The following is a 21,894-nucleotide window of genomic DNA, read 5'->3' on the forward strand; positions in this document are numbered from 1 at the left end:
CGGGTTATTGAACATGCATAACATCTTCGCGCAACACAGCCGCTATGGCATCGAGCAGGAAGTCGGCGTTGGAAGAAGAAAACACGAGTGGTGGTTTTATTTTCAGCACGTTGTTGAAGGGACCGTCGGTGCTCATCAGAATACCTTTGTCGCGCATGCGGTTGGCGAAATAGGATGCTTGCTCCGTGGCCGGTGCTTTGGTGTCACGATCTTTCACCAGCTCAAAGCCAATGAACAACCCAGGCCCGCGCACATCGCCAACAATGGGAAACCGATCCATCAGGTCGCGCAATCCCGCCTTCAGATAGTTGCCGACGAGCTTTGCATTTTGTTGAAGACCTTCGTCTTTAATCACCTTCAGCACTTCCAAGCCAATAGCGCACGACACCGGGTTGCCGCCAAAGGTGTTAAAGTATTCCATGCCGTTCTTGAATGCATCGGCAATCGCCTGCGTGGTCACCACCACGGCCAGGGGATGGCCGTTGCCAATCGGTTTGCCAATGGTCACGATGTCGGGAACAACATCGTGTTGCTGGAAGGCCCAGAAATGATCGCCCGCTCGGCCACAACCGGTCTGCACTTCGTCGGCCAGACAAACCCCACCGGCCTCGCGCACGTGTTGATAGGCCTGCTTCAAAAAGTTTTCCGGAAGCTCCACTTGTCCACCACAGCTGATGACGGATTCAAAAATGAAGGCCGCCGGGTTTCGCCCTTGTGCCTGCATGTTCGCGATGGCTTGCTTCACATGTCCGGCATAGTGGCTCGCCACGTGCGGGTCGCCGGCGCGATATAGGCCCCGATACACATCGGGTATGGGCACGACGTGAACGTGTGGTGCCGCGCCCTTTCCGCCCGCGCCGTCAAATTTATAGGAACTGATTTCAATGCAGCCGCCGGTGTTGCCATGATAGCCCACTTCGGAAACAATCATGTCTTTCTGCCCCGTGTAGTTTCGGGCGAGGCGCATGCCCAACTCGTTGGCTTCGCTGCCGGAGTTCACGATGAAAGCCACGTTGAGTGGGGGTGGCATGGTTTCGAGCATGGCTTCTACGAACTTCACAATGTTGTCGTGCAGGTAGCGTGTGTTGGTGTTGAGCACGGCCATCTGTCGTTGGCCTGCGCGCACCACACGTGGATGTTCGTGTCCCACATGAGCCACGTTGTTCACGGTGTCGAGATATCGTCTTCCGGCATCGTCGAGCAAATGAACACCGTTGCCGCGCACCATCTTGATAGGCTCGCGATAGGAAATGCTCATGTTCTTGCCGAGGTGCTCTTTGCGATAGTCCACGATGTGTTGTGAACTCAGGCTTGCCAGTTGTTCGGATGGCTTGCCGGTGAGCAACAACCACGGATCAGGGCAAATGCTTTTCCAGAGGGTGCGCTGGTGCGCATAAGCCACCCCGGGAAAATCGCCTTGCTTGCCTAACATGTCGAGCACGATTTGGAAGTGCAGGTGCGGGGGCCAGTTGCCGTTTTCACGACGGCCACCAACGTGACCAATCACGTCGCCGCGACGAACTGTTTTTCCCACGTTCAGCGCAGTCAACGAGTTTGTCGACAGGTGGCCATAGAGTGTGTAGAAGATCAGGTCGTCGGCTACTTTGTGTTCGAGTATTATCGTAGGACCGTAGTCGCGTTCGGCCGCGTTGTTGGCAAAGCTGTGAACCGTGCCGTCGCACACGGCAAAGACTTCGGTTTGTTGTTGCGTGAAGAAGTCCATGCCGATGTGAACCGTCCGCCAGGTTTGTGAATCATTTCCTTGCGTGGCAAACGCGTCCGTTGTGTAGAGCGCACGGGCTTCGTCATAGCGGCCAATGGCGAGCGTTGCATCCGCGTCGGCCATCAGGGTTTGCACTTGTTTGTCGAGCATGTCTGCATCGAGCAGGTTTTGTGAATTGCCTGCATCGAGGCTGCCCACACTCAAGTCGAGCCATGTTATGTTCTTTGCGTTCTTCACCGGGAAGTTCATGGCCTTATAGTGCGCCGACGCCCACTGCACAAATTTCTCATGTATCGTGCAGGCTTCCTTTCCGCAGGCATTCCGGAATGCATAGTGTGCCAGCTCCGGTGCAATGGCACGAAGTTTCTCCAGCAAATCCCACGCAGGCTTGTCGCTGATTTGCAGGTATTCATTTTCGGGATGCTCCACCCGGTTCAATGCTGCACAGGTTATGCTGATCAGCAATCGTGTTGCCACCAGGGAAAAAATCACAGAAAGCTCTTCGTCGGTCAGCGGACAGACGCTATTAAAACCTTTCACCACCTGACACGCCGCGTCAAGCGGATCAGGTTTGTCCATCGCGGCATAGGCAATGGCAATGGCCAGTTCGTTCACCGTGTGGGTATAGACCACATCGCCAAAGTCGATCACGCCGGGCACACGCGGGTCGGTTGCATCGTTGCTCACCAGAACATTATAATCGTTGGCGTCGTTGTAGTTCACGCTTTTGCGCAACGACGGCATCAACGGCACCACGCGTTGTTCGAACAACGTGTAGAAATGATGAACCCATTCGTTCCGTTCGCCGTCCACAACAAGGTTGAGGTGCGGCTTAATCCACATGGCTTGCGACGGGTCCCACTTCATGAAGCGATGCGCCTCTGCATGATCGAAATCAGACAAGGCAACGCATAGCTTGCCACACATCGCACCCAGCTGAATAAGCAACGCCGGGCTATGCGGATTCACTTTTGCCCAGGGTCGTCCATCCACCCACGTGAGCAGTCTCACCATGCGGGGTTGGGATGAGCCATCGGCAATCTCAAGAATGTCGCGACCGTTTTTTGCATTCACCACCGTCGACACCTGAAGGCCCACGTCTTTTGTGGCGAGGTGGTGCATCACAGCATTTTGCAACTCCAGACACCCGCGTTTCTCTTCCGCGTTGGCGATCTTTAAAATGAACGAGCGTCCGTCGGTGGCGCGCAGGAAGAAATTAAAATCAAGTTCGCCAGGCAAGGGTTGAACCTCCGCTTGCAATCCAAAGTTTTTCAGCACGAAGTCGGCAATCTCGGGGGAGGAATAAGTTTTCATGGTCATCTCTTGTGGTGTTCGCGTGGGAATTCTAAAAAAAGTCACCCTCTTGCGAGGGTGACCACTTCTACCAATCTACCGGATAAGGAAACCGGCTTTACCATTTATCGTTTTGAACAAGGTTTTTGTTTAAGGAAATTTCTGAAGCCGGTATGGGGCTGATCTCGTGCTTTCCTTCCACAAAATTGTCGGCAAAGGCTTTTCCATGATCAGAGAGTGTTGTTTTGATACTCTCTTTGGCCACGCTGCCTTTGCTCCACCTATACAAGTCCATCCAGCGAATGCCATATTCCATCGACAACTCGCAAGGGCGTTCGTGATGACGGATCTGCTCGCGGAGCGCATCTTTTGTGAACGTGTTGTCGAGTGGTTCAGCATGCGCACGAACTCTCACTGTATTGATGGCATCAATGGCATCGGCGGTGTTGTTGTTTTCGTTCAGCGCTTCGGCGTACATCAACAACACGTCGGCATAGCGAATGAGCGACACGTTCGTGCCCACGTAGTCACCCTGTTTGTCGGTCCATGCATTGTATTTCTTGAAGTATTGCGGGAACGTGAGCGATCCTTTCACGTCGGCATAGGGAATGGCATCGGTTTCGGTAGGACGTCTGATGGTGGAATTGGGATCGTCGAAGAAAAGAGATTCATAGACACGGTCGCTGTATTCATCGCTCGTCGTGAGGTCGGTTTTCATTTCTTCCAAAATCCAGTCCGATGCGGAGAACAATTCCCAGCCATCCAACGCCGCGGGTGTGATTTCCCAGTTGATAGGCTGACGTTTGTCTACACCACCATTGCGATCGCCAGAGAACTGAATTTCGAATACAGACTCCACGCCGTTTTCGCCCACGCCGTTGAAATTGTCGGCATAATTTGGTAGCAGGCTGTACGGTCCTTGCTCTACCACTTCCTTAAATTTTGACACCGCTTCGCTCCACTTCTCCTGGAACAAATACGCCTTCCCTAACAAAGCTTTTGCCGACCACCTCGTGGCGCGACCGGTCCACACGTCGGCGTGCGATTGGGGCACGGTGGTCTCAGCTTCTTTCAAATCCGATTCAATCAATGCCCAGATTTCGCCAACAGCTGCCTGCGATGGAATGAGTTTGTCCACATCCGTTTCAAACACCGTCACCTTGGGGATTTTCTCAAAGCTGCACACCAGGTAGAAGTAGTTGAGCGCGCGCAGAAATTTTGCTTCTCCAATGTAGGCTTGCTTCAGCTCGTCGCTGAGGCCGGGCACGTTGGGTGTGTTTTGAATGACCTGGTTTGCACGGGCAATGCCGGCATAGCGTGTGAGCCAGTTGTTTGAGGCTGTGCTTTCATCTGCCGTGTTGGTGAATGAGGCGAGTTTGCCGGCATAGCCGGAGCTTTGGTTGTTGCTGATCTCGTCGGTGCGGATCACCATGCCCAAAAATACTTCTTCAAAAAATGTCCACTTGCTTCCGTCCCAGCTGGCCAATGCCGAGTAGGCGGCGGTGAGTCCTTGTTGCACGTGTTGTTCCGTTTGCCAGAACGAGTCGTTTGTCAAGTTTCCTTTGTTGGGAACTTCCAGGTAGTCGCTGCACGACGAAGCCACGAACATGATGGCCAGCACTGCGAGAATATAGTATGTTTTCATAGTCTGCTGTTGGTTGAATTAAAGACCGATGGTGATGCCTGCTACAAACGAGCGCGAGATGGGGTAAAACCCTTTATCAACGCCGCGCGAGAATTTGCCCGTGTTGGAAAGTCCCGGATCAAAGCCCATGTAGTTTGTGATGGTGAACAAATTGTAGCCGCCCGCAAAAACGCGCAGTCGGGTGAGGCCGATGTTTTCTGCCAGGGGCGCGGGAAGCGTGTAGCCAATCTGAAGGTTTCTCAATCGCACATACGAAGCGTTCTCCAGAAAATAGTTCGAGGCCGTTGTGTAGTTGCTGTTGGGGTCGGTATAGTTCAGGCGGGGAACGTCGCTCGAAGCGTTTGTCGGTGTCCACGAGTTCAACAGATCGGGCGATGCATTGAGGCGATACATTTCCATCTTGAAGGCGTTATACATTTTGTTGCCAGCCGTGCCGTTGAACATGACGGTGAAGTCAAAATTCTTCCAGCTCGCATTGAAGGTTAAACCAAACGATGCTTTGGGCAAGCCGCTTCCAAAAGAACGTTTGTCTTTGTCGTCGATCACACCGTCGTTGTTGATGTCAACAAATTTGAAATCGCCGGGGGCGGCGTTGGGCTGAAGCAGTTCGCCGTCTTTGCCTTTGTAGGCATCAACCTCTTGCTGGGTTTGAAAAATGCCTGCCACTTCTTTCATATAGAACTCTCCCACCTGCGTGCCCACGGCGGTGCGCGTGGTGGCGTAGTTGTTGAACTCTACATAACCGTCGATGAACTCCTGGCCTTCATAGCCCAACTTTGTGATTTTGTTTTTGGATGTGCCCACGTTGGCGCTGATGTTGTATTGGAAGTCGCCCGCTTCGTTTCTATACGTAGCCGTCACTTCAAGACCTTTGTTTTCGAGGTTACCCGCGTTGGTTGTGGGTGCCTTCTGAATGCCGGCCGATCCGGGCGGGCGACGTTCCACCAGCATGCCTTCCGTTTTCGACTGGAAGTAGTCGATGGTGAACGACAGTTTGTTCTCTAACAATCCCAAATCCAACCCGATGTTGCTGGTGGTGGTTTGTTCCCATTTGATGTCGGGTGTGCCAATGCCCAGGGCCGAAGCACCGGTGGCCACCGTTTGTGGTTTCGACAATCCGAAAGGATAGTTCACGGCGCTGGGAAAATCAGGGTCGCCACTGCCCAGCGTGATCAGCGATTGATACTTGTAGTCGCCAATGCTTTGATTACCCACCACGCCATAGCTGAAGCGGGGCTTCAGCTCGCTGATGAAATCGATATTAAAAAAGCTCTCGCGGTGAATGGCCCAACCGCCGGACACGGCATAGAATGTTCCCCAACGATTTTCGGGACCAAAGCGTGTCGATCCGTCTTTGCGCACACTGCCTTCAATAAAATACTTGTTGGCAAAGCTATACGTTGCACGACCAAAGAACGACAACAGTCTGTTCTCCACAATTCCACCATAAGCATTGCGTGTGCCAATGCCCGCATCAAGCGCAGGCACCAGCGACGACGGCAGTTCAAGATTGGAACCACCCACCGAGCGCATAACATACCGCTCGCTCGATTGGCCTAATAGCACCGCAATGCTGTGGTCATTAAATTCTTTCTTGATGTTCAACAGGTTGTTGAAAATGGACGAGTTTATTCTGGCACGTTCCTGCCACGTGCGCGGCGTCTCAACCGTGGCGCCGGGGCCAAAGTTGTAGGCGGGCAAGAATGTGTCGTTGTAGGTGTTCTCCGAGTTCACGCCCAGCTTGAATTGGTAAGTGAGCCACGACAACACTTTCAAATCAGCACCCCAGTTCAACTGAAGGTAGTCATCCTGGTTCGTGTTGTTTTGCAACATCTGCGAACCAATGGGGTTGCCCGCGCCCACCACACCCAGCAACGGGTCCTGACCCGCATAGCCGTTGGGACTGGTGGCATCATAAATTTCTTTGTGTGGAAGCGCTGTATACAAAGACATGATGGGCGAAAAATCGGCGTTGCCCTGGCCGAGTGCTTCCGAATAGTTCTTCAGGTCTTTGCGCACAAACGAAACGCCGAGGTTGAACTTCAAGTGATCGTGCAGCAGGTTTTTGAACTCCAGGTTCAGGCGCGAGTTGTACCGATTCAATCCGGTGTTCACAACGGTGCCGTTGTTTGAATAGTAGCCGCCCGCAAAACTATAGGTCACATCGTCGGTGCCACCGGCAATGCTCAGGTCGTGTTTTTGTTCGAGGCCTGTTTTGAAATAGGCATCGGCCCAGCGTGTGTCTGCAAACTTCGAATTGTCCATCGTCCACGTGGGGGGCGTGAGGCCCGCGTTGTTGTAGGCGTTCTGCATGATGGCGTTCTTCTGCGCCTTCGACACTGCCGACACACCGTTGAGGTTGACATCGTTGGCGCCTACAAAAGAGTTGATGGTGATTTGCGGCTTGCCCGACTTGCCACGCTTTGTGGTGATGAGAATAACCCCGTTCGATCCGCGTGCGCCATAGATGGTGGCGGCCGATGCGTCTTTCAACACCGAGATGCTTTCGATCTCCGCGGGGTTGAGATAGGATGGTTCGCTGGGAATACCGTCGATGACATAGAGCGGCGAGCTTCCGTTGATGGTGCCCAGTCCACGGATCTGCACCACCGGTGCGGCACCCGGTGCACCTGTGGCATTGGAAACACTCACGCCGGCCACTTGTCCCTGTAAGGCATTGAGTGCATCGCCCGTCGGCACTTTCATGAAGTTGTCCATGTTGGTAGACGCCACGGCACCGGTGAGGTGACTCTTTTGTTGTGTACCAAAACCGACCACCACCACTTCCTGTAGCGCGGTGACATCCGATTCCAGCTTCACAACCAACGTGGTTTGCGCAGGCAACACGGCCACCTCTTGTGTTTTGTAGCCAATGAACGACACAACCAGCGCATTGTCTTCCTCCTTCAGCACGATTGCAAACGCACCGTTGGCGTCGGTGGTGGTGCCGTTGGTGGTGCCTTTAATGACGAGATTCACACCGGGCATGGCTTCACCCGAAGTAGCGTCCGAAACGGTTCCGGTCACCGTGCGGCTCTGACCATAAACGGTTATCAGCGTACTCGAAATGAGCAAATGCAGCAGCAGCATTTTTCTCCAAATTTGTAAACCTGTCTTCATACTCGTATGGGGTTAGTAGATATTTCGTGAGGTCCAATTCCCCGCAAAGGGATAAACGAAAGTATTCTACAGGTCCCCCAAAACTGAAATTTTCCACCTCTACATGAGCTCTACAACGGGCACGATATTTCACAAAGTGGTCCATTTCGTTTAGAAATCAACTTTCCCGGATACACTGCGCACCCCAACACAACGACACACGAGCATCGCAACCCGGCAAAACAGAAAGGCACAGTTCGATACGGACTCTATAAAGAAGACATCCGTTTGCGATGTCTATTATTAAGGAGTCTCCCGCAGCATCCTCATCGTTCGCGCGTGGTTCGTCAACATAAATCATGATCCTCCTCAACATTAATTGCACACCGTAGAGTTGTTGTAGAGGTGGCCTACACGTGGTATTGGGGAGGTCGATCCTATATTGCCCATTATCTATACCGAGCATGGAATCATCAGGAGAAGGTTTGAACCGGGCCATTGGCATCAAGAGCCTCGCGGCCAGCGTTGTTAATTTGACGGTGGGCGCCGGCATCTTTGTGTTGCCGGCCTTGGTGGCCGAAAAGCTGGGCCATGCCAGCACCGTAGCCTATCTCATTTGCGGCGCGCTCATCTTCATGATCATGATGTGCTTTGCCGAAGTGGGAAGCCAAACGTCGACCAGTGGCGGAATCTATAAATATGTGGAGAGTGCATTTGGTCCCTATGTGGGTTTTCTCACCAGCAACCTGTATTGGTTCGGGTTTGGGATGATCAGTGACGCAGCCATTGCCAACGCTTTGTTCGAAATGATTGCGCTCTATGTTCCCGACATCGACACACTCTTTGGTCGATTGCTCTTTTTCCTGTTGGTGTTTGGTTTGCTGGCGTGGATCAACGTGCGGGGTGTGAAGTATGGCGCAAAAGTGATTTCGGTGCTTACACTGGCCAAACTGTTGCCCATCGCGTTGCTGTTGTTCTTTGGCTGGCCAAAGATTGACACTGCAAATCTGAGCGTGTGGGGCGACTTCGAATTTAATCATTTGGGCGAGGCTTGTCTCATTCTGTTCTTTGCGTTTGTAGGTGGCGAAGCGGCGTTGACCACCGGTGGCGAAATCAGGAATCCGAAACGCTCGGTGCCGCTGGGATTGCTTTCGGGAATTGTGATTGTAATTCTCATTTACCTCGGCATCCAGGTTTTGGCACAAGGCATTCTGGGCGCCGATCTTTCGCTCTATAAGGAAGCACCGCTTGCCCGGATCGCGACCGTTATCTTCGGAAGTGTCGGTCCCACGCTTATTGTGCTAGCCACGGCGCTGGCCATACTCGGCGCCATCAGTGGCGACATCCTGGCAATGCCCCGCTTTCTGTTTGCATCTTCAAAAGACAAGCTCATTCCCGATATGTTGTCGTCTATACACCCGCGGTTTCGCACGCCGTATATTTCCATCATCACCTACTCGTTTCTGGCCTTTGTGCTGTCGCTGTCGGGTAGTTTCAAAGGGTTGGCCATTCTTTCCAGCTCGGCCAATCTCATCACCTATTTTGCCGTGGTGCTTTCGCTGTGGAAGCTCAAGAAAAATGATCGGTTGGCCGCAGACGAGTCGGGCATACGGGTGCCGGTCTTTCTCATTCCGCTCATTCTCATCACCATGCTTTGGCTGCTCTCGCATTTATCGATTGGTGAATATGCGGCGCTCTTTATTTTTTTGCTGCTTTGCTCTCTATACTATTTCAGAAAGGCGCTTGCGCTATGGCTGAAGAAAATACTGGTGGCGCAGCAAAGCAATTGATGTACTTAATCCTGCGGGGTTAAGCGGTTCGCACGGCATGCCTTGCGGGTAACATCCACGTGTTAAATATTCTTACTTTTGCAGCCGATGAAGCGTCTTCTATTTCACTGCATTTTCGTGTCATCCCTTCTCCCCTTTGCGGGCCGAGCCCAGTCGCTTCAACATCCGTGGGACGATGCCGCAAGCCTCGCGTCGATGACGGTAGAGAAGCGCATCGAAGCCTATCTGGCCGCCGCCGACTTTTATAAAGATTCATTGCTCCTTTCCACCACCTATGGCAACCAGGCTTTACAGCTTTCTCTGGAAAACAAAAATCTTTCGCTGGAGGCCCGCTCAAAACAAACACTGGCCACCATCTATCTCGACCAGGACCTGTATGACAAAGCGCTGATCTTTGCCTACGAAGCCCTGGCCGATTACCAAAAGCTCCGCGATGAACAAGGACAATTGCTTGCCAATGGAATTTTGGGTTGGGTATATTACGATGCCGGGCAAACGGACAAGGCGCTTGACTTTCATCAAAAACTCTTAGCGGTCTATCGAAAAAAAGGAAGCAAAGAAGATGTGGTGTGGACCACAAATGCGATAGGTCTTGACTACAGCCAATTGAAAAACTACAGCCTTGCGCTGAAATATTTTGAAGAGTCGCTTGCCCTTAGCCGCACCCTGAACCAGCCCGAACGCATCTCGGCAAGTCTCAACAACATCGGCATGGTGCAGACGGCGCAAGGTCTTTATCGGGAAGGCCTGGCTTCGTTGAAGGAAGGTTACCGGCTGTCTATTCAACTGGGCAACGTGCTGAAACAAGGCGAAAACCTCAATCAATTGGGGAACACGTATTACCAGATGAACAAGCTCGACAGTGCCGAATATTATTTAGCAAAAGCCCGCACCATCATCACCACATCCAAGGCCAACGCGCGGAAAGAAAAACTGATCGACAACTATGAATTCAGCACCAAAGTTTTTCTGGCAAAGAAAGATTATCAGAACGCGTTTCAGAATCTCACACTATACATGAAGCTGAAAGACGAGGTGATTTCGTTGGAGAAAAGCAACAACCTCACCAACGCGTTGATGGTGCACCAAACACAACAAAAGGAACAGGAAATAAAACTTCTGGAAAGTGAGAACAAACTAAAAGTATTGCAGCGCGATGCCCTGGCCGGCGCCATCCTGCTGATCACGATCATCGGCGTGTTGTTGTATAACAAACAGGTGACCACACAAAAGAAAGAACGCCTGATCCTGGAAGCACAACAGGCGCTCACGCAAAAAGAACTTGCCCGCGCCTCGCTGGAGAAAGAGGCGCTCGAAAAAGAATTTCTGTTGTCGGAAGCACAAAAGCAATTGGCCCAAAACGACCTGGAGCGCGCAAACCTCGAAAAGGAAGCATTGCAGGCAAACCTCGATTTCAAAAATTCAGAATTCACCAACGCGGCCATTCACTTGTCGCAACGCAACGAGCTGATCCGTTCGTTTCTCGACGAGCTGAAACAACTGAACCTGCGTTCGCCTTCCGAATCGTCAAGCCGGATCACCAAGATCATCGACCACTTCTCGCAGGTGCAAGGCATCAACAAAGACGCCGAAGCGTTTCACCTGAACATGGAGGCCGAATACAAAGACTTCATCTTCAAACTCACCAACCGTTTCCCCGAACTGACCGACAACGAAAAAAGATTGTGCGCGCAGATCCGGCTAAACCTTTCCATCAAAGACATCGCGTCCATCAACAACATCTCTGTGAAGTCGGTGGAGATGGCGCGCTACCGCCTTCGCAAGAAGCTCAACATGGAGCACGACGAAAACCTGGGAAGCTTTTTGAATAGTCTTTGAACAACAACCTCTTCGGTTCTCACTCCGTCATTTCCAGATCGAACGTGATGCCTTGCGCCATCGGCAGGTTTGTTGCGTAGTTGATGGTGTTGGTCTGACGGCGCATGTATACTTTCCACGCGTCGCTTCCACTTTCGCGGCCGCCGCCGGTTTCTTTCTCGCCACCAAAGGCACCGCCAATTTCGGCTCCCGATGTCCCGGCGTTCACGTTGGCAATGCCACAATCGCTTCCCGCCGACGACAGAAACAACTCGGCCTCGCGCAAGTCGCGTGTCATCATAGCCGATGACAGGCCTTGCGGCACATCGTTTTGCATGCGGATCGCTTCTTCCACCGTCTTATATTTCATGAGATAAAGAATGGGCGCAAAGGTTTCATGCTGCACCACGGCATAATGATTTTGCACTTCGGCAATGCAAGGTTTCACATAGCAACCACTTTCAAAGCCTTCGCCTTCCAGCACACCGCCTTCCACTATGAACGTGCCGCCCTCGCGCTTGCATTGCGCGATCGCCGACACATAGCCTTCCACGGCAGCCTTGTCGATCAACGGGCCGAGGTGATTGGCGGCGTCCAACGGATTGCCGATGCGCAGCTGGCCGTAGGCTTTCACGAGTTTCTGTTTCATGGAATCATAGATCGCTTCGTGCACGATGAGACGGCGTGTGGTGGTGCAGCGTTGACCGGCCGTGCCCACCGCTCCAAACACCGATGCCATCAGGGCCATGTTCAGGTCGGCTTGCTTCGAGATGATGACGGCGTTGTTTCCACCCAACTCCAACAGGCTTCTTCCCATACGTTTTGCCACGGCAACGCCCACGGCTCTTCCCATGGCGGTGGAACCGGTGGCCGAGAGCAATGGCACGCGAACGTCGTCACTCATCCACTCGCCCACTTCCTTTCCACCCATCACCAGGCAACTTACGCCTTCGGGCACCTGGTTCTTTTCCAACACGCCGGCAATTATATGTTGACACGCTACAGCACACATCGGCGTTTTTTCGGAAGGTTTCCACACGCACACATCGCCGCATACCCAAGCGAGCATGCTATTCCAACTCCACACCGCCACGGGAAAATTGAATGCCGAAATGATGCCGACAATGCCCAGCGGATGATATTGTTCATACATGCGATGTGAAGGTCGTTCGCTATGCATCGTCAATCCATAAAGTTGTCGCGAAAGGCCTACGGCAAAATCGCAGATGTCGATAATCTCCTGCACTTCGCCCAGCCCTTCTTGCAGACTCTTGCCCATTTCGTAGGACACCAGTTTGCCTAATTCAGTTTTGTTTGCACGGAACGCTTCTCCCATCTGGCGCACAATTTCTCCTCGCCGGGGCGCGGGCCACTGGCGCCATTCGTGAAAGGCGGCGGTTGCCTTTGTCATCACGGCTTCATAGGTGGCTTTGTCTGCCGACGTAACGGCGCCAATATATTTCCCGTCTACTGGCGAATGAGACGCAATCGTCAATCCTTTGCTCTCCAGCCATTGTGTTCCGGTTGATACGCCGTGGGTATGATTTTTAAAATCGAACGCACGCTGCCCTTCCATGGTCTTTGTCATGTTGCTGTACTCTAAAAATGAAAGAAAAACTTAGCTGATCTTGGTGGTTTGAGAAGAGTAGGTACTCTCAAAAATCCGGTTTGCATTTTGGGCCTCAAAGCCTTCGCGCCGGTGTTGACGACCGATCTCGTTAGGAGCAAGATTGCGAAACTCCGGAAGCACGCGTCGCTCTGCGAATTCAACATACGATCCGGAGATGGTGTGTTTCTCGCCATTGGCAAATTCGGCTTCGATCATCTTGGCCACTGTTGAACTTTGCAACAACAAACCGTCGGGACTTTCTTTATACTTTCCACCCGAGTCATTCAGCACAAAGCCGTTTCGTTCCAGGAAGGCATTAAATTCCTGAATGGTGTTATAGCCCGGCTTCAGGGAATGAACACTTATAGTGAAGTGATTCAGGTAGTATTTATTGTACATCACCCAGGCCGCATACTCGCTCTCCTTGTGCAGCGCCAGATAGTCTTGCAGGGTTGGGATGCTCCAGAAGTGGCTGTGTAAAAAGGCGTCGACCTTGGCCACGTCGTTCAGGTCAAGGCTATCTACCGGGTCGCTCGTTAACGCGCCGGTGTATTTGCGGATCAGTGCTTGTGAGGCGGGCGACAAATCGTCGACGCGCAGTTCGCTGATAAAAATGCGGGGGAAATTTTCAGCGGGTGGTGCATACCAATAGGCATTCAGTTTCTTCTCCGGAAAAAAATAGTATTCTCTTTTGGTATAGCCCAAATGAAGGAACACCTTCTCGAGCGATTGAATGCCCAGATGAGGCACACCCAAACTGCGGAAGGCGATGTGATCGTTTTCAATTTCATGGTCGTGCTGAATCACGCCTTCTTTCTTCATGGCGGCAATCACGGCCGACACATCCGGCACTCTTTCTTTATAGCGGCTCATCAGGCCCTTCAGGACACCCTCCAATAGTTCGTTCATAATGCGGTGCTTTTTTTGGTTTGCTTTGGGAACAAAGATATCAAAGCCCGCCAAAAAACCCCTGCATTCAAACCTCTACATAGCCTCTACCGGCTTCAATTCATTGAAATAGATTGAGAAAAAACCAGGCGCCATTGTCTTTTTTCGTATTGAAAAAGAGATGCGCTATCTGTTGTATAGCCGAAATTGGTGAACGATAAGCAAACAGGCGCTAGAGTTCGTTGTCGAGTTGCGTGGCGATGTAGGTGCGTTCGTGTTGGGGGAAAGTGGCCGTTCTTTCTTTGGCCTGGCTGTTCATGCGGGCCTTCTCCTCTACTTCGAGAACGATGAATTGATGTTCTTCCACCTTCAGGAGATTATCGTAGGGACCTTTGCCGGCGATGAGTTTCACAAACACGGGTGTTGTTTCGATGGCGATGAACAGCAGCATGATGAAAATGTGGGCCCAGGCCACGGCGCTGCTTTTGGCGGTGAGGTGGCTAAGGGCTTCGATGCGGGCCGCGGGGCCGTCGATCTTGCTGCGTTCGAGGGTGATGAGGGCGTCGCCCATGATGCGGTCGTTTTCGGCGATGCTTTTTTCGAGCACGGCGATGCGTTCATAGTTACGGGTTGTGAGCACGCTCAGTTCTGCTTCGGCTTTGTCGGCGTCTGCTTTTTTGATCTTGTAGATGGGGCCCAGATTTTTCTTGCGGCTGCCGCCGGTGCCGTCGGCTTCTTCCTGTGCGGTGCGCATAAGGGCGTCGCGTTGCTGGGCCTTTTGCATCACTTCGGCTTTCAACGTGTTCACGGCGGCTTTCAGACTGTCGCTCACAAAGGTGAAGCGGCTTCGCGCTAACGCTTCCTGTTCGAGGTAAGCCTTTTGTTCCATGGCCACCAGTTCGGGTGCAATTTCTTTTTCAAATATCTTAAGCTCCAGCGGCCGGGCAATGACAATGGAAATGATGATGGCCAGAATGATGCGTGGCGTGGCCATGAGCCACTCGCGCGCGGGCTTACCTTCCTTGCGCATGCTGCTCACGATGTAACGGTCGAGATTAAAAATCATGAGTCCCCACACCATGCCGAAGAGCGCGGCGAGCCACGCGTTGTCAAACACCGTGTCCAGTGCATAGCCGCCCGACAAACCTGCGAACAGGCCCGTGAAGAAGATGGTGGCGCCGATGCCCGCATACTTGCTGGTTTCGGACGGACACTTCTTCAGCATCTCCAGGTCTGCGCCGGAGCACTGGAGAAAGAACGTCGTGATTTTTTTCATATACATGGTAACGGCGCCAAAGCTGTGGATATTGCCAAAGCATGATTCAATAAAAATGCCATGATTGAAAAGGCTGCTTTCTCTTCGAGAAGCCGGACAGAGGTGTTCGATGGTGTACAAATGTGAACACGGGCCTGTACGATTTGAATGGGTTTCAAAAAAAAATCAGGAGCGCGTGTGGCATTGCCTGCGCACACGCTACTCCTAATCAACCTAAATCTAACACAAAAACCCGTTTCTTACTTTTAAGCTTGCACATGCCAACCCAACCCCGCACGCTCAGATAATCTTTGCCCGTATGGCCTTGGCCACTGCCTCGGGGCCACATTGCACGTGCAGCTTCTGATAAATGTTTTTCAGGTGACGTTTCACCGTTTCGGGTGAGATGGAATATTCGATGCCGATCATTCTATAGGAGAACCCGCGTGCCAGCAAATTCAGCACTTGTTGCTCGCGTTCGGTGATGTGGTACTCGCCTTCCGACAGCTTCGGTTTGTGAAACGCCGTCAACACCTTGCGCGCAATGCCCGGCGACATGGGCGCGCCGCCTTCAATCACATCGCGAATGGCGGGAATGAGTTGCAGAGACGTGTCGCGCTTCAGCAGATAGCCGTCGGCACCATTGCTGAGGCAGGCAAAAAGTTTTTCGTCGTCGTCGAACACGGTGTGCATGATCACTTTGATAGTGACGTCAAGTTCCTTGATCATCCGCACGCCGTCGATGCCGCTGCATCCGGGCATGTCAATGTCCATGATGACAACGTCGGGGCGTAGGGTGAGAATTTCGGCCGTCACATTCCGGCAGTTGGAATAGGAACCGCTCACGTGGAAGTCTTCCACCGATCCCAGCAGCATGTTGAGCACATCGCGCAACTTCTCATTGTCTTCGTAAATCGTAACCGCAATAGTCTTCATGCGCAAAGTGGTAGTGGAGAAAACTTGAATACAAGTGACACTATTCCGGAGAGATAGTCAATAACCCATTCGGGTCACCCAGACGCAGGGGGAACTTCAGCACAATGGTGGTTCCCTTTCCCGGCGTCGACCGGATTTCTATTTTTCCTTTCAGGTTGTCGGCCCGCACCCTCAGGTTCTGTAGCCCATTGCGGTCGCTGGCAGCTTCCGGATCAAAACCTTTGCCGTTGTCGCCGATGGTGAGCAATAGATTTTTGTTTTCGATGGCGATGTTGATGAACGCCTCGGTGCAACAGGAATATTTCACCAGGTTGTTGACCGACTCTTTAAAGATGAGGTAAAAATTACGGCGCTGTTCCATCGACAACCGCATCTGCTCCAGGTGTTCGGGAAGGGTGTAGCGGAAGTTGATTTGTTTCGCTTCAAACAGCTCCGACGCATAACGTGTCATGCGGGCGATAAGGTTGGAAAGGCTGTCGTTCTTGGGGCTGATGTTCCAGACAATGTCGTCGAGGGTGCCGCTGATTTGCCGGATCTCTTCCACCATTCGCTCCAGCATGGGTTTGGATGGATGCTGGCTTGCGAGGTTGGTTTGCGCCATGGCCCCCATAATGCTGATGCTGCTGAGCGACGATCCCAATTCATCGTGCAGGTCGGCCGAGATGCGGTTCCGTATGTTTTGCAGGTGCAGCAATTGATTGATGCGGTAGCGATACAACGCATAGAGCAACGCCGCCACAATCAGCACCATCAACGTTTTGAACCACCATGTTTCATAATAGGCCGGCAACACTTCCACCTTCATCGTCAGTGTGCCATAGTTCCAGTTGCCAAAGGCATCGCCGGCTTTCAGGTGCAACGTGTAGGTGCCCGGATTAAGGTTGGTGTAATAGGCCTGGTGTTCCGAACCGCTGGCGTGCCACTCCTTCTCAAAGCCTTCGAGGTAATAGGCATACTGATTGTCCTGATGTTTCCGGTAGTTCAATGAAATGAAGTCGACACTGAAGGTATTGTCTGCGCGGTCCAGCACAATACGTTTGTTGAAATCGGGATAACGTTCCTGCTCGTGCACTTTGAAACTGCTGATGGCCAGCGGCGGCGCTTCCGAGGGGCGCAGCAATTGCTCCACATTCACAAAGTTGAAGGCGTTGATCTGTCCGATAAAAAGGCGGCGGCCGTCGTTGCTCAGGCCAATTCTTCCGGCGGTGTTGTTGCTCACCAACCCGTCGTTGGTGGTGAAGCGGAGAATGCGTTTTGATTCAGGATGGATGCAATACAATCCCTCATAGTTTCCCATCCAGAGGTTTCCGGAGCGGTCTTCCACAAGGCCGCGGTTTTCGCGATCATAAAATCCGTTGGCCGTAGTGAAGGCCGTGATCAGCTTGCCTTCGCCCGACATTTGTGTGAGGCTTCCCCAACGCGCCGCCCAGATGTTGCCCTGCCGGTCTTCCATCATCGACGTAACGGCCCAGTCGGCAATGGACTTTGGAAGAATGGAGGAGTCGGGTGAAAGAAATTTTGCCTGGCGTTCGTCGGCGCGGATCACACCGTTGTAGGTTCCCAGCCAGGTTCTGCCCTTGCTGTCCATGAGCATGCTGGTCATCAGGTTGTTGTTGCTGAACACGGCGTGTTGCACGGCGGCACTCCACGGCGATTCGTCTTTTTGTCCCTCGGCATCGAGCACGTGGATGCCTTCGTCTGAGTTGCCGATCCACAAACGGTTCTGCGAATCAAAGCCTCCGTTCATGAAGAAGGGCACCGAAAAGAACGTGTTGGCCAGGTTGCTCAACGGCGAGGTCACAAATTTTTCCTTGTCGGGATCATACACAAAAATGCCGGGGCGCACATAGTCGCCGCGGTTTGTTCCGATCCAGATGGTACCGTCGTTGCGCTGCGCCATCCACCGTGTGTCGGCCGTGGCGGCGGGATAGGGTATCATCAAAAACTTGTCGGTGCTTCGGTCCCACCGGATCATTCCCGTGTGCGACAGGCCGAGGTAGTGAATGTTGTCTTGCCCAGGTCGCTTGTCGGAAAGAATCACGTTCACATCCACGGGGTGGCGAACGAGTTCCCTGGGAAGCGCGCGCGCCTGAAAAATGTTTCCGTGGGGATGATACTTGATGATGCCCTTCGACGTGCAAACCCACACGATGCCTTCTTCGGGGTCGCGAAAAATGTCGTAGACTTCATAGGGTTCTTCAATGATGTTGTGGAAGTAGTAGAATTTTTTCTGGTCGGGTCTGAAGATTCCCAACCCGTGTTCGTCGCCCACCCAAAAGATGCGCCGACCATATTCGTCTACGCCTTCTTCCACTGCACGCACTTCTTTGATGAGGCGTTCGGTTTCAAAAATATCACGCTCGTCGGTGCGGGTGTTGTAGCGGATCAGGCCAAGGTTGAATGACGCGATCCACAGAAATCCATCCTTGTCGGCATAGGCCTTGTTTTGCATAATCAATTCGCGGCGCGCCGGATCTTTGCAGTCCGATCCCCACACACAGATAAACGAATCTTTTTTTGCGTCATAGCGAAACAGCCCGTTGTCGCGACCGATGGCCCACAGCGTGTGGTCGGCGTCTTCGGCAAACGACGCCTTGTTCCACACAAAATTGGTTTGCGTGAATGGATAATGTTTTAGGACATTGGTTTTCAAATCAAGACGATTCACGCCAAAGCGGTTGCTGAACCATCCCGTTCCGTTTGAGTCTATGAAAAAGTCGCCGGTCTGTATGTTCTCTGTGGTGTGCGGAAGCGAGTCCATCTTCATGCGTTGGGCATCGATGCGGCACACGCCACTGCGATCGGATGCGAACCAGATGTTGTCGTCTTTATCAATAGCGAGACTGGTCACAAAATTTGTTTCGGGTTCGCGAAAGCTTTGAAAGGTGGCGCCATTGTAGCGCACCGGACACAACCGCGTTCCAAACCACATAAAGCCGGTGTGATCGCGCTTTGCCGACAGCACCGTGTTGCTCGGCAATCCCTCTTTGGTGGTGATCACTTCAAACCGGAATGCCGGCAACTGCGCACGACTGGGCGCCAGGGGCCACACCACCGCGAGCACGAATGCGACACGAAAAAAAATTACGCGATTCATATATGCATCCGAAGATAGCAAAGAAAATGAACAGCGCGTCCATTCCGCCACAATACGCTTGTGGTCACACGCTTCCTACTTCACTTCCACGCGCATGTTTTTGCTGAGCGGCGATTGCCCGCCGTCTTTGTAGACCGCTTTCACGGCGTACTCATAGTTTCCCTTGCTAAGATTTTTGTCGGCCAGCGAAAATTTATCGCCCGGCACCTGCTGATACATCTCCATTCCACCGCCATTGTAGGAACGATAGATCAGAAAATAATATTCTCCCGGCGTGGCATACTTCCAATTCAGGCCCACCGATTTTTTATCGTTCTCCAACTTGGCAACAAACCCTTCTATTTTCCTGCGCACACCCGAGTCGTAGACACGTGCCTTCACCGGAAACGACCGTTCCGAAATGTTGCCATCGTCGTCGGTTGTGATGAGGCTGTATTCATACCACACGGTCTTCTTCACTTTAGTGTCGGCATAGCGGGCAATTTCTTTGGGCAGTTTGGCAACTTCCACCCACTCCTTTCCCTGTTCTTTGCGGTAGAGGGTTTGGCCCGTTGCGTCGCTGCTGCTGCTCGGCGCCCAGTTCAGCACCACGGTGGTGTCTGAAACCTGGAAGCTGATGAAGACGGGGGCAACTGGCGGTATGCGGTCGGGCTTCTTCAGTTCAAGAATGTCTGAATAAGCGCTCGGGTTACGATTCTTGTCGAAAGCGACGATGCGGTAGTAAATTTTTTCTGTCAACGTATTTAATGACACGCTGTCGGTGTAGACAGAGTCGGCCAGAAAGTTTTTGGTGAGCGGGTTAAAGGTGTGGTCTTTGGCGTTGGCGAAATAAACAAGATAGCCCATGAGGTCGCGTTCCTTGCCCAGCTTCCAGCTGATGCGGGCAATGCCGGTGGTGTCGATCTTACCCCGAAGACCCAGCGGTTTTGATGGCGCCACGGTGTCGATCATGGTGACGTAGGCTGGAATGGAAATGCCTGCATTGCGCGCCGTGTCGATGGCCGACACCACATAATAGTTTGTTCCCCACGTAACAGCGGCAGTGTCGGTGAATGCGATCATGTCTTTCGCAAGCAGTTTCAGATTCAACGGCACAAACGGTCCGTTCATGGATTCGCTTCGTCCCACGATGAAGCCGGCGAAATCAGTTTCCTTCACGGGCTTCTCCCACGTGATCTTCACTTTCTTCTTTCCCAGGTGCTGTGCCGCCACATGCTGCGGCGGGGTGGGCGCTGTTTGATCTTTGCCCATCACCGGCATGGCAGGCGATGGTTTGCCCAGATCGCCAAAGGGTGTGATGCCGACAATTCTATAATAATACTGCTTGTAGTTTTGTGGCAGCGAGTCGTTCAGCACGATCTCGTTGTTCAAGACGTCGCCCGTTGCTTTCGGCTGCATATAGGGTTGATAGTTTCTGCGCTTGAATGTTTTGCCGGCGTCGTCGGAGCGCTCATAATAATAGGATGTGAAGTTGCTCGATGCCAGCGTCCGGTTCCATTTGAAGGCCACCTTGCGATCGGATTCCGTATAGCGAATCTCCGGCATGTCGGGGAGCGCTGCAGGGGTTGTCGTTTTTACCAACACGGCAGCCGAGTCAGACTTTATTTTTGTGGGATCGGTGAGCGCGTGAATGGAGTAGAGGTATAGCTTTCCCTTCTTCGCGGTCTTGTCCACAAACCGAAGGCCGAGGCCGTTGGCAATGAACGGATGTGCATCGGCCACAAACAGCGCCATCGAAAAACGATTCTCCATGTCATACTTCTGGTTGAGTGCTTCCTCGATGTTGACCGTGGTGCTCTTGCCACGCTTGTCTGACTTCACCACGGGAATGTTCGACTTTCCATAGAGCAGGGTGAACGCCACCGCCGCCAGTGTGTCTTTTGGTTTTGCTTTTTGCTTCCACTCTTCCTGTGTCCAGGGTTTCAGGGGTGCGATGTTCAGTTTTTCGCGCGGGGGTTTTGTGGTCGAGTTTTGCACCAGCTCCATGCGCTCGAGCACATAGCCGACTTTGTTATAGGCTCTCCATAACATGGGATCCGACGGCGCCCAACGCAGCACCACAGAGTCGCCATAATATTTCCCCACCAGATAAACCGAAGCTTTGTGCATAACGGAGTCGCCGGGAAGTTTCTTCGGTGTTTGTGCATGGGCCGTTGCCAGGAGTGTTGTGCACAGCAGACAAATAAGATTGAACCGTTTCATAAGCGTGTCTTTATTTTTTTATCAAAAGCGTCTTGGTGTGAATGGCCGGGGTGTTGTTGATGGGCGCAAAATCCAGGGGATTGACATAGTATGAAAACTTCCTGCTGTTGTAGTTAAAACTCAGCTTGATGTTCATGGGTGCGTAGACCGAGAGCGGCACAAATTCGTCCCACGCCAATTTTTCCAGGGGGTCGAGCACGCCCTTCGCCGCCAGAAAAATCCAGTTGTGAGCGTCGAGCATATCGGCTGCACGCATTCTCACATTCACCCACTCCACGGCAGTGAGGGAAGCAATCTGGTAACTCACATGCAGCTGCCGGTCATAGCCCTTCACCAATTCATAGTTCGCACCGGAAATCGCGATGCTGCTTTTCTCCGTGGCCACGGGTTGATAGGCCGCATCTTTGTTCACCATCGTCGACGCAGTCTTCACCGAGAATCCTTTGTTCAGGGCAGTCGCGCCAACTTGGGCATAGGCCGCCGGGGCGAGACACGCAGACAGCAATAAGAGTATAAGGACGTTGAACGTTTTCATTTTT

General features: G+C 52.5%; 12 protein-coding genes. 2 read left to right on the top strand and 10 right to left on the bottom strand.

The genetic code is table 11. The features are described 5' to 3' along the window. Positions 1 to 4: 4 nt before the first annotated feature. From JI741_RS01625 to JI741_RS01635, 3 genes are all read right to left on the bottom strand, one after another. Entirely contained in the window at positions 5 to 3,037 is a 3,033-nt protein-coding gene (locus tag JI741_RS01625; protein ID WP_202006856.1) for an aminotransferase class III-fold pyridoxal phosphate-dependent enzyme, read from the bottom strand. A 97-nt stretch (positions 3,038 to 3,134) separates the two neighbouring features. Beyond that, complete coding sequence (locus JI741_RS01630) at positions 3,135 to 4,661, bottom strand: RagB/SusD family nutrient uptake outer membrane protein (protein WP_202006857.1); 1,527 nt, start codon at positions 4,659 to 4,661, stop codon at positions 3,135 to 3,137. 18 nt (positions 4,662 to 4,679) lie between these two features. After that, positions 4,680 to 7,781: a SusC/RagA family TonB-linked outer membrane protein gene (locus tag JI741_RS01635; protein WP_202006858.1), complete on the bottom strand. Its 3,102-nt coding sequence runs from the start codon at positions 7,779 to 7,781 to the stop codon at positions 4,680 to 4,682. Positions 7,782 to 8,224: 443 nt separating this feature from the next. Between JI741_RS01635 and JI741_RS01640 the strand changes: the two genes are divergently transcribed. Together JI741_RS01640 and JI741_RS01645 are read left to right on the top strand one after the other, a co-directional pair. Next, entirely contained in the window at positions 8,225 to 9,550 is a 1,326-nt protein-coding gene (locus tag JI741_RS01640) for an APC family permease (protein WP_202006859.1), read from the top strand. A gap of 117 nt (positions 9,551 to 9,667) precedes the next feature. Next, positions 9,668 to 11,389: a tetratricopeptide repeat protein gene (locus JI741_RS01645; protein ID WP_202006860.1), complete on the top strand. Its 1,722-nt coding sequence runs from the start codon at positions 9,668 to 9,670 to the stop codon at positions 11,387 to 11,389. A gap of 19 nt (positions 11,390 to 11,408) precedes the next feature. On the opposite strand, the gene amaB is transcribed toward JI741_RS01645, so the two are convergent. From amaB to JI741_RS01680, 7 genes are all read right to left on the bottom strand, one after another. Continuing rightward, entirely contained in the window at positions 11,409 to 12,956 is a 1,548-nt protein-coding gene (gene amaB, locus JI741_RS01650) for an L-piperidine-6-carboxylate dehydrogenase (protein WP_236675829.1), read from the bottom strand. A 30-nt stretch (positions 12,957 to 12,986) separates the two neighbouring features. Beyond that, positions 12,987 to 13,886 (bottom strand): DUF1338 domain-containing protein, encoded by a 900-nt coding sequence (locus tag JI741_RS01655; RefSeq protein ID WP_202006861.1) that lies wholly within the window; start codon positions 13,884 to 13,886, stop codon positions 12,987 to 12,989. A 211-nt stretch (positions 13,887 to 14,097) separates the two neighbouring features. After that, a complete protein-coding gene (locus tag JI741_RS01660; RefSeq protein WP_202006862.1) occupies positions 14,098 to 15,141 on the bottom strand; it encodes a DUF4407 domain-containing protein in 1,044 nt (347 codons plus the stop codon). Between the two features lie 279 nt (positions 15,142 to 15,420). Next, positions 15,421 to 16,056, bottom strand: coding sequence for a response regulator (locus tag JI741_RS01665; RefSeq protein WP_202006863.1), 636 nt, complete (start codon positions 16,054 to 16,056; stop codon positions 15,421 to 15,423). Positions 16,057 to 16,096: 40 nt separating this feature from the next. Further along, positions 16,097 to 19,153, bottom strand: a complete 3,057-nt coding sequence (locus JI741_RS01670) for a ligand-binding sensor domain-containing protein (protein WP_202006864.1) — start codon at positions 19,151 to 19,153, stop codon at positions 16,097 to 16,099. 75 nt (positions 19,154 to 19,228) lie between these two features. Then, complete coding sequence (locus JI741_RS01675; RefSeq protein ID WP_202006865.1) at positions 19,229 to 21,355, bottom strand: hypothetical protein; 2,127 nt, start codon at positions 21,353 to 21,355, stop codon at positions 19,229 to 19,231. A 10-nt stretch (positions 21,356 to 21,365) separates the two neighbouring features. Further along, positions 21,366 to 21,890, bottom strand: a complete 525-nt coding sequence (locus tag JI741_RS01680) for a hypothetical protein (protein WP_202006866.1) — start codon at positions 21,888 to 21,890, stop codon at positions 21,366 to 21,368. Between the last annotated feature and the right edge of the window lie 4 nt (positions 21,891 to 21,894).

The organism is Chryseolinea lacunae (genome assembly GCF_016735595.1).
Lineage (GTDB): Bacteria > Bacteroidota > Bacteroidia > Cytophagales > Cyclobacteriaceae > Chryseolinea > Chryseolinea lacunae.

Coding starts and splice junctions, on each gene's coding strand:
- JI741_RS01630 (WP_202006857.1), bottom strand. CDS start 4,661: ATGAAAACATACTATATTCTCGCAGTGCTGGCCATCATGTTCGTGGCT.
- JI741_RS01665 (WP_202006863.1), bottom strand. CDS start 16,056: ATGAAGACTATTGCGGTTACGATTTACGAAGACAATGAGAAGTTGCGC.
- JI741_RS01640 (WP_202006859.1), top strand. CDS start 8,225: ATGGAATCATCAGGAGAAGGTTTGAACCGGGCCATTGGCATCAAGAGC.
- JI741_RS01635 (WP_202006858.1), bottom strand. CDS start 7,781: ATGAAGACAGGTTTACAAATTTGGAGAAAAATGCTGCTGCTGCATTTG.
- amaB (WP_236675829.1), bottom strand. CDS start 12,956: ATGACAAAGACCATGGAAGGGCAGCGTGCGTTCGATTTTAAAAATCAT.
- JI741_RS01670 (WP_202006864.1), bottom strand. CDS start 19,153: ATGAATCGCGTAATTTTTTTTCGTGTCGCATTCGTGCTCGCGGTGGTG.
- JI741_RS01655 (WP_202006861.1), bottom strand. CDS start 13,886: ATGAACGAACTATTGGAGGGTGTCCTGAAGGGCCTGATGAGCCGCTAT.
- JI741_RS01660 (WP_202006862.1), bottom strand. CDS start 15,141: ATGAAAAAAATCACGACGTTCTTTCTCCAGTGCTCCGGCGCAGACCTG.
- JI741_RS01625 (WP_202006856.1), bottom strand. CDS start 3,037: ATGAAAACTTATTCCTCCCCCGAGATTGCCGACTTCGTGCTGAAAAAC.
- JI741_RS01680 (WP_202006866.1), bottom strand. CDS start 21,890: ATGAAAACGTTCAACGTCCTTATACTCTTATTGCTGTCTGCGTGTCTC.
- JI741_RS01675 (WP_202006865.1), bottom strand. CDS start 21,355: ATGAAACGGTTCAATCTTATTTGTCTGCTGTGCACAACACTCCTGGCA.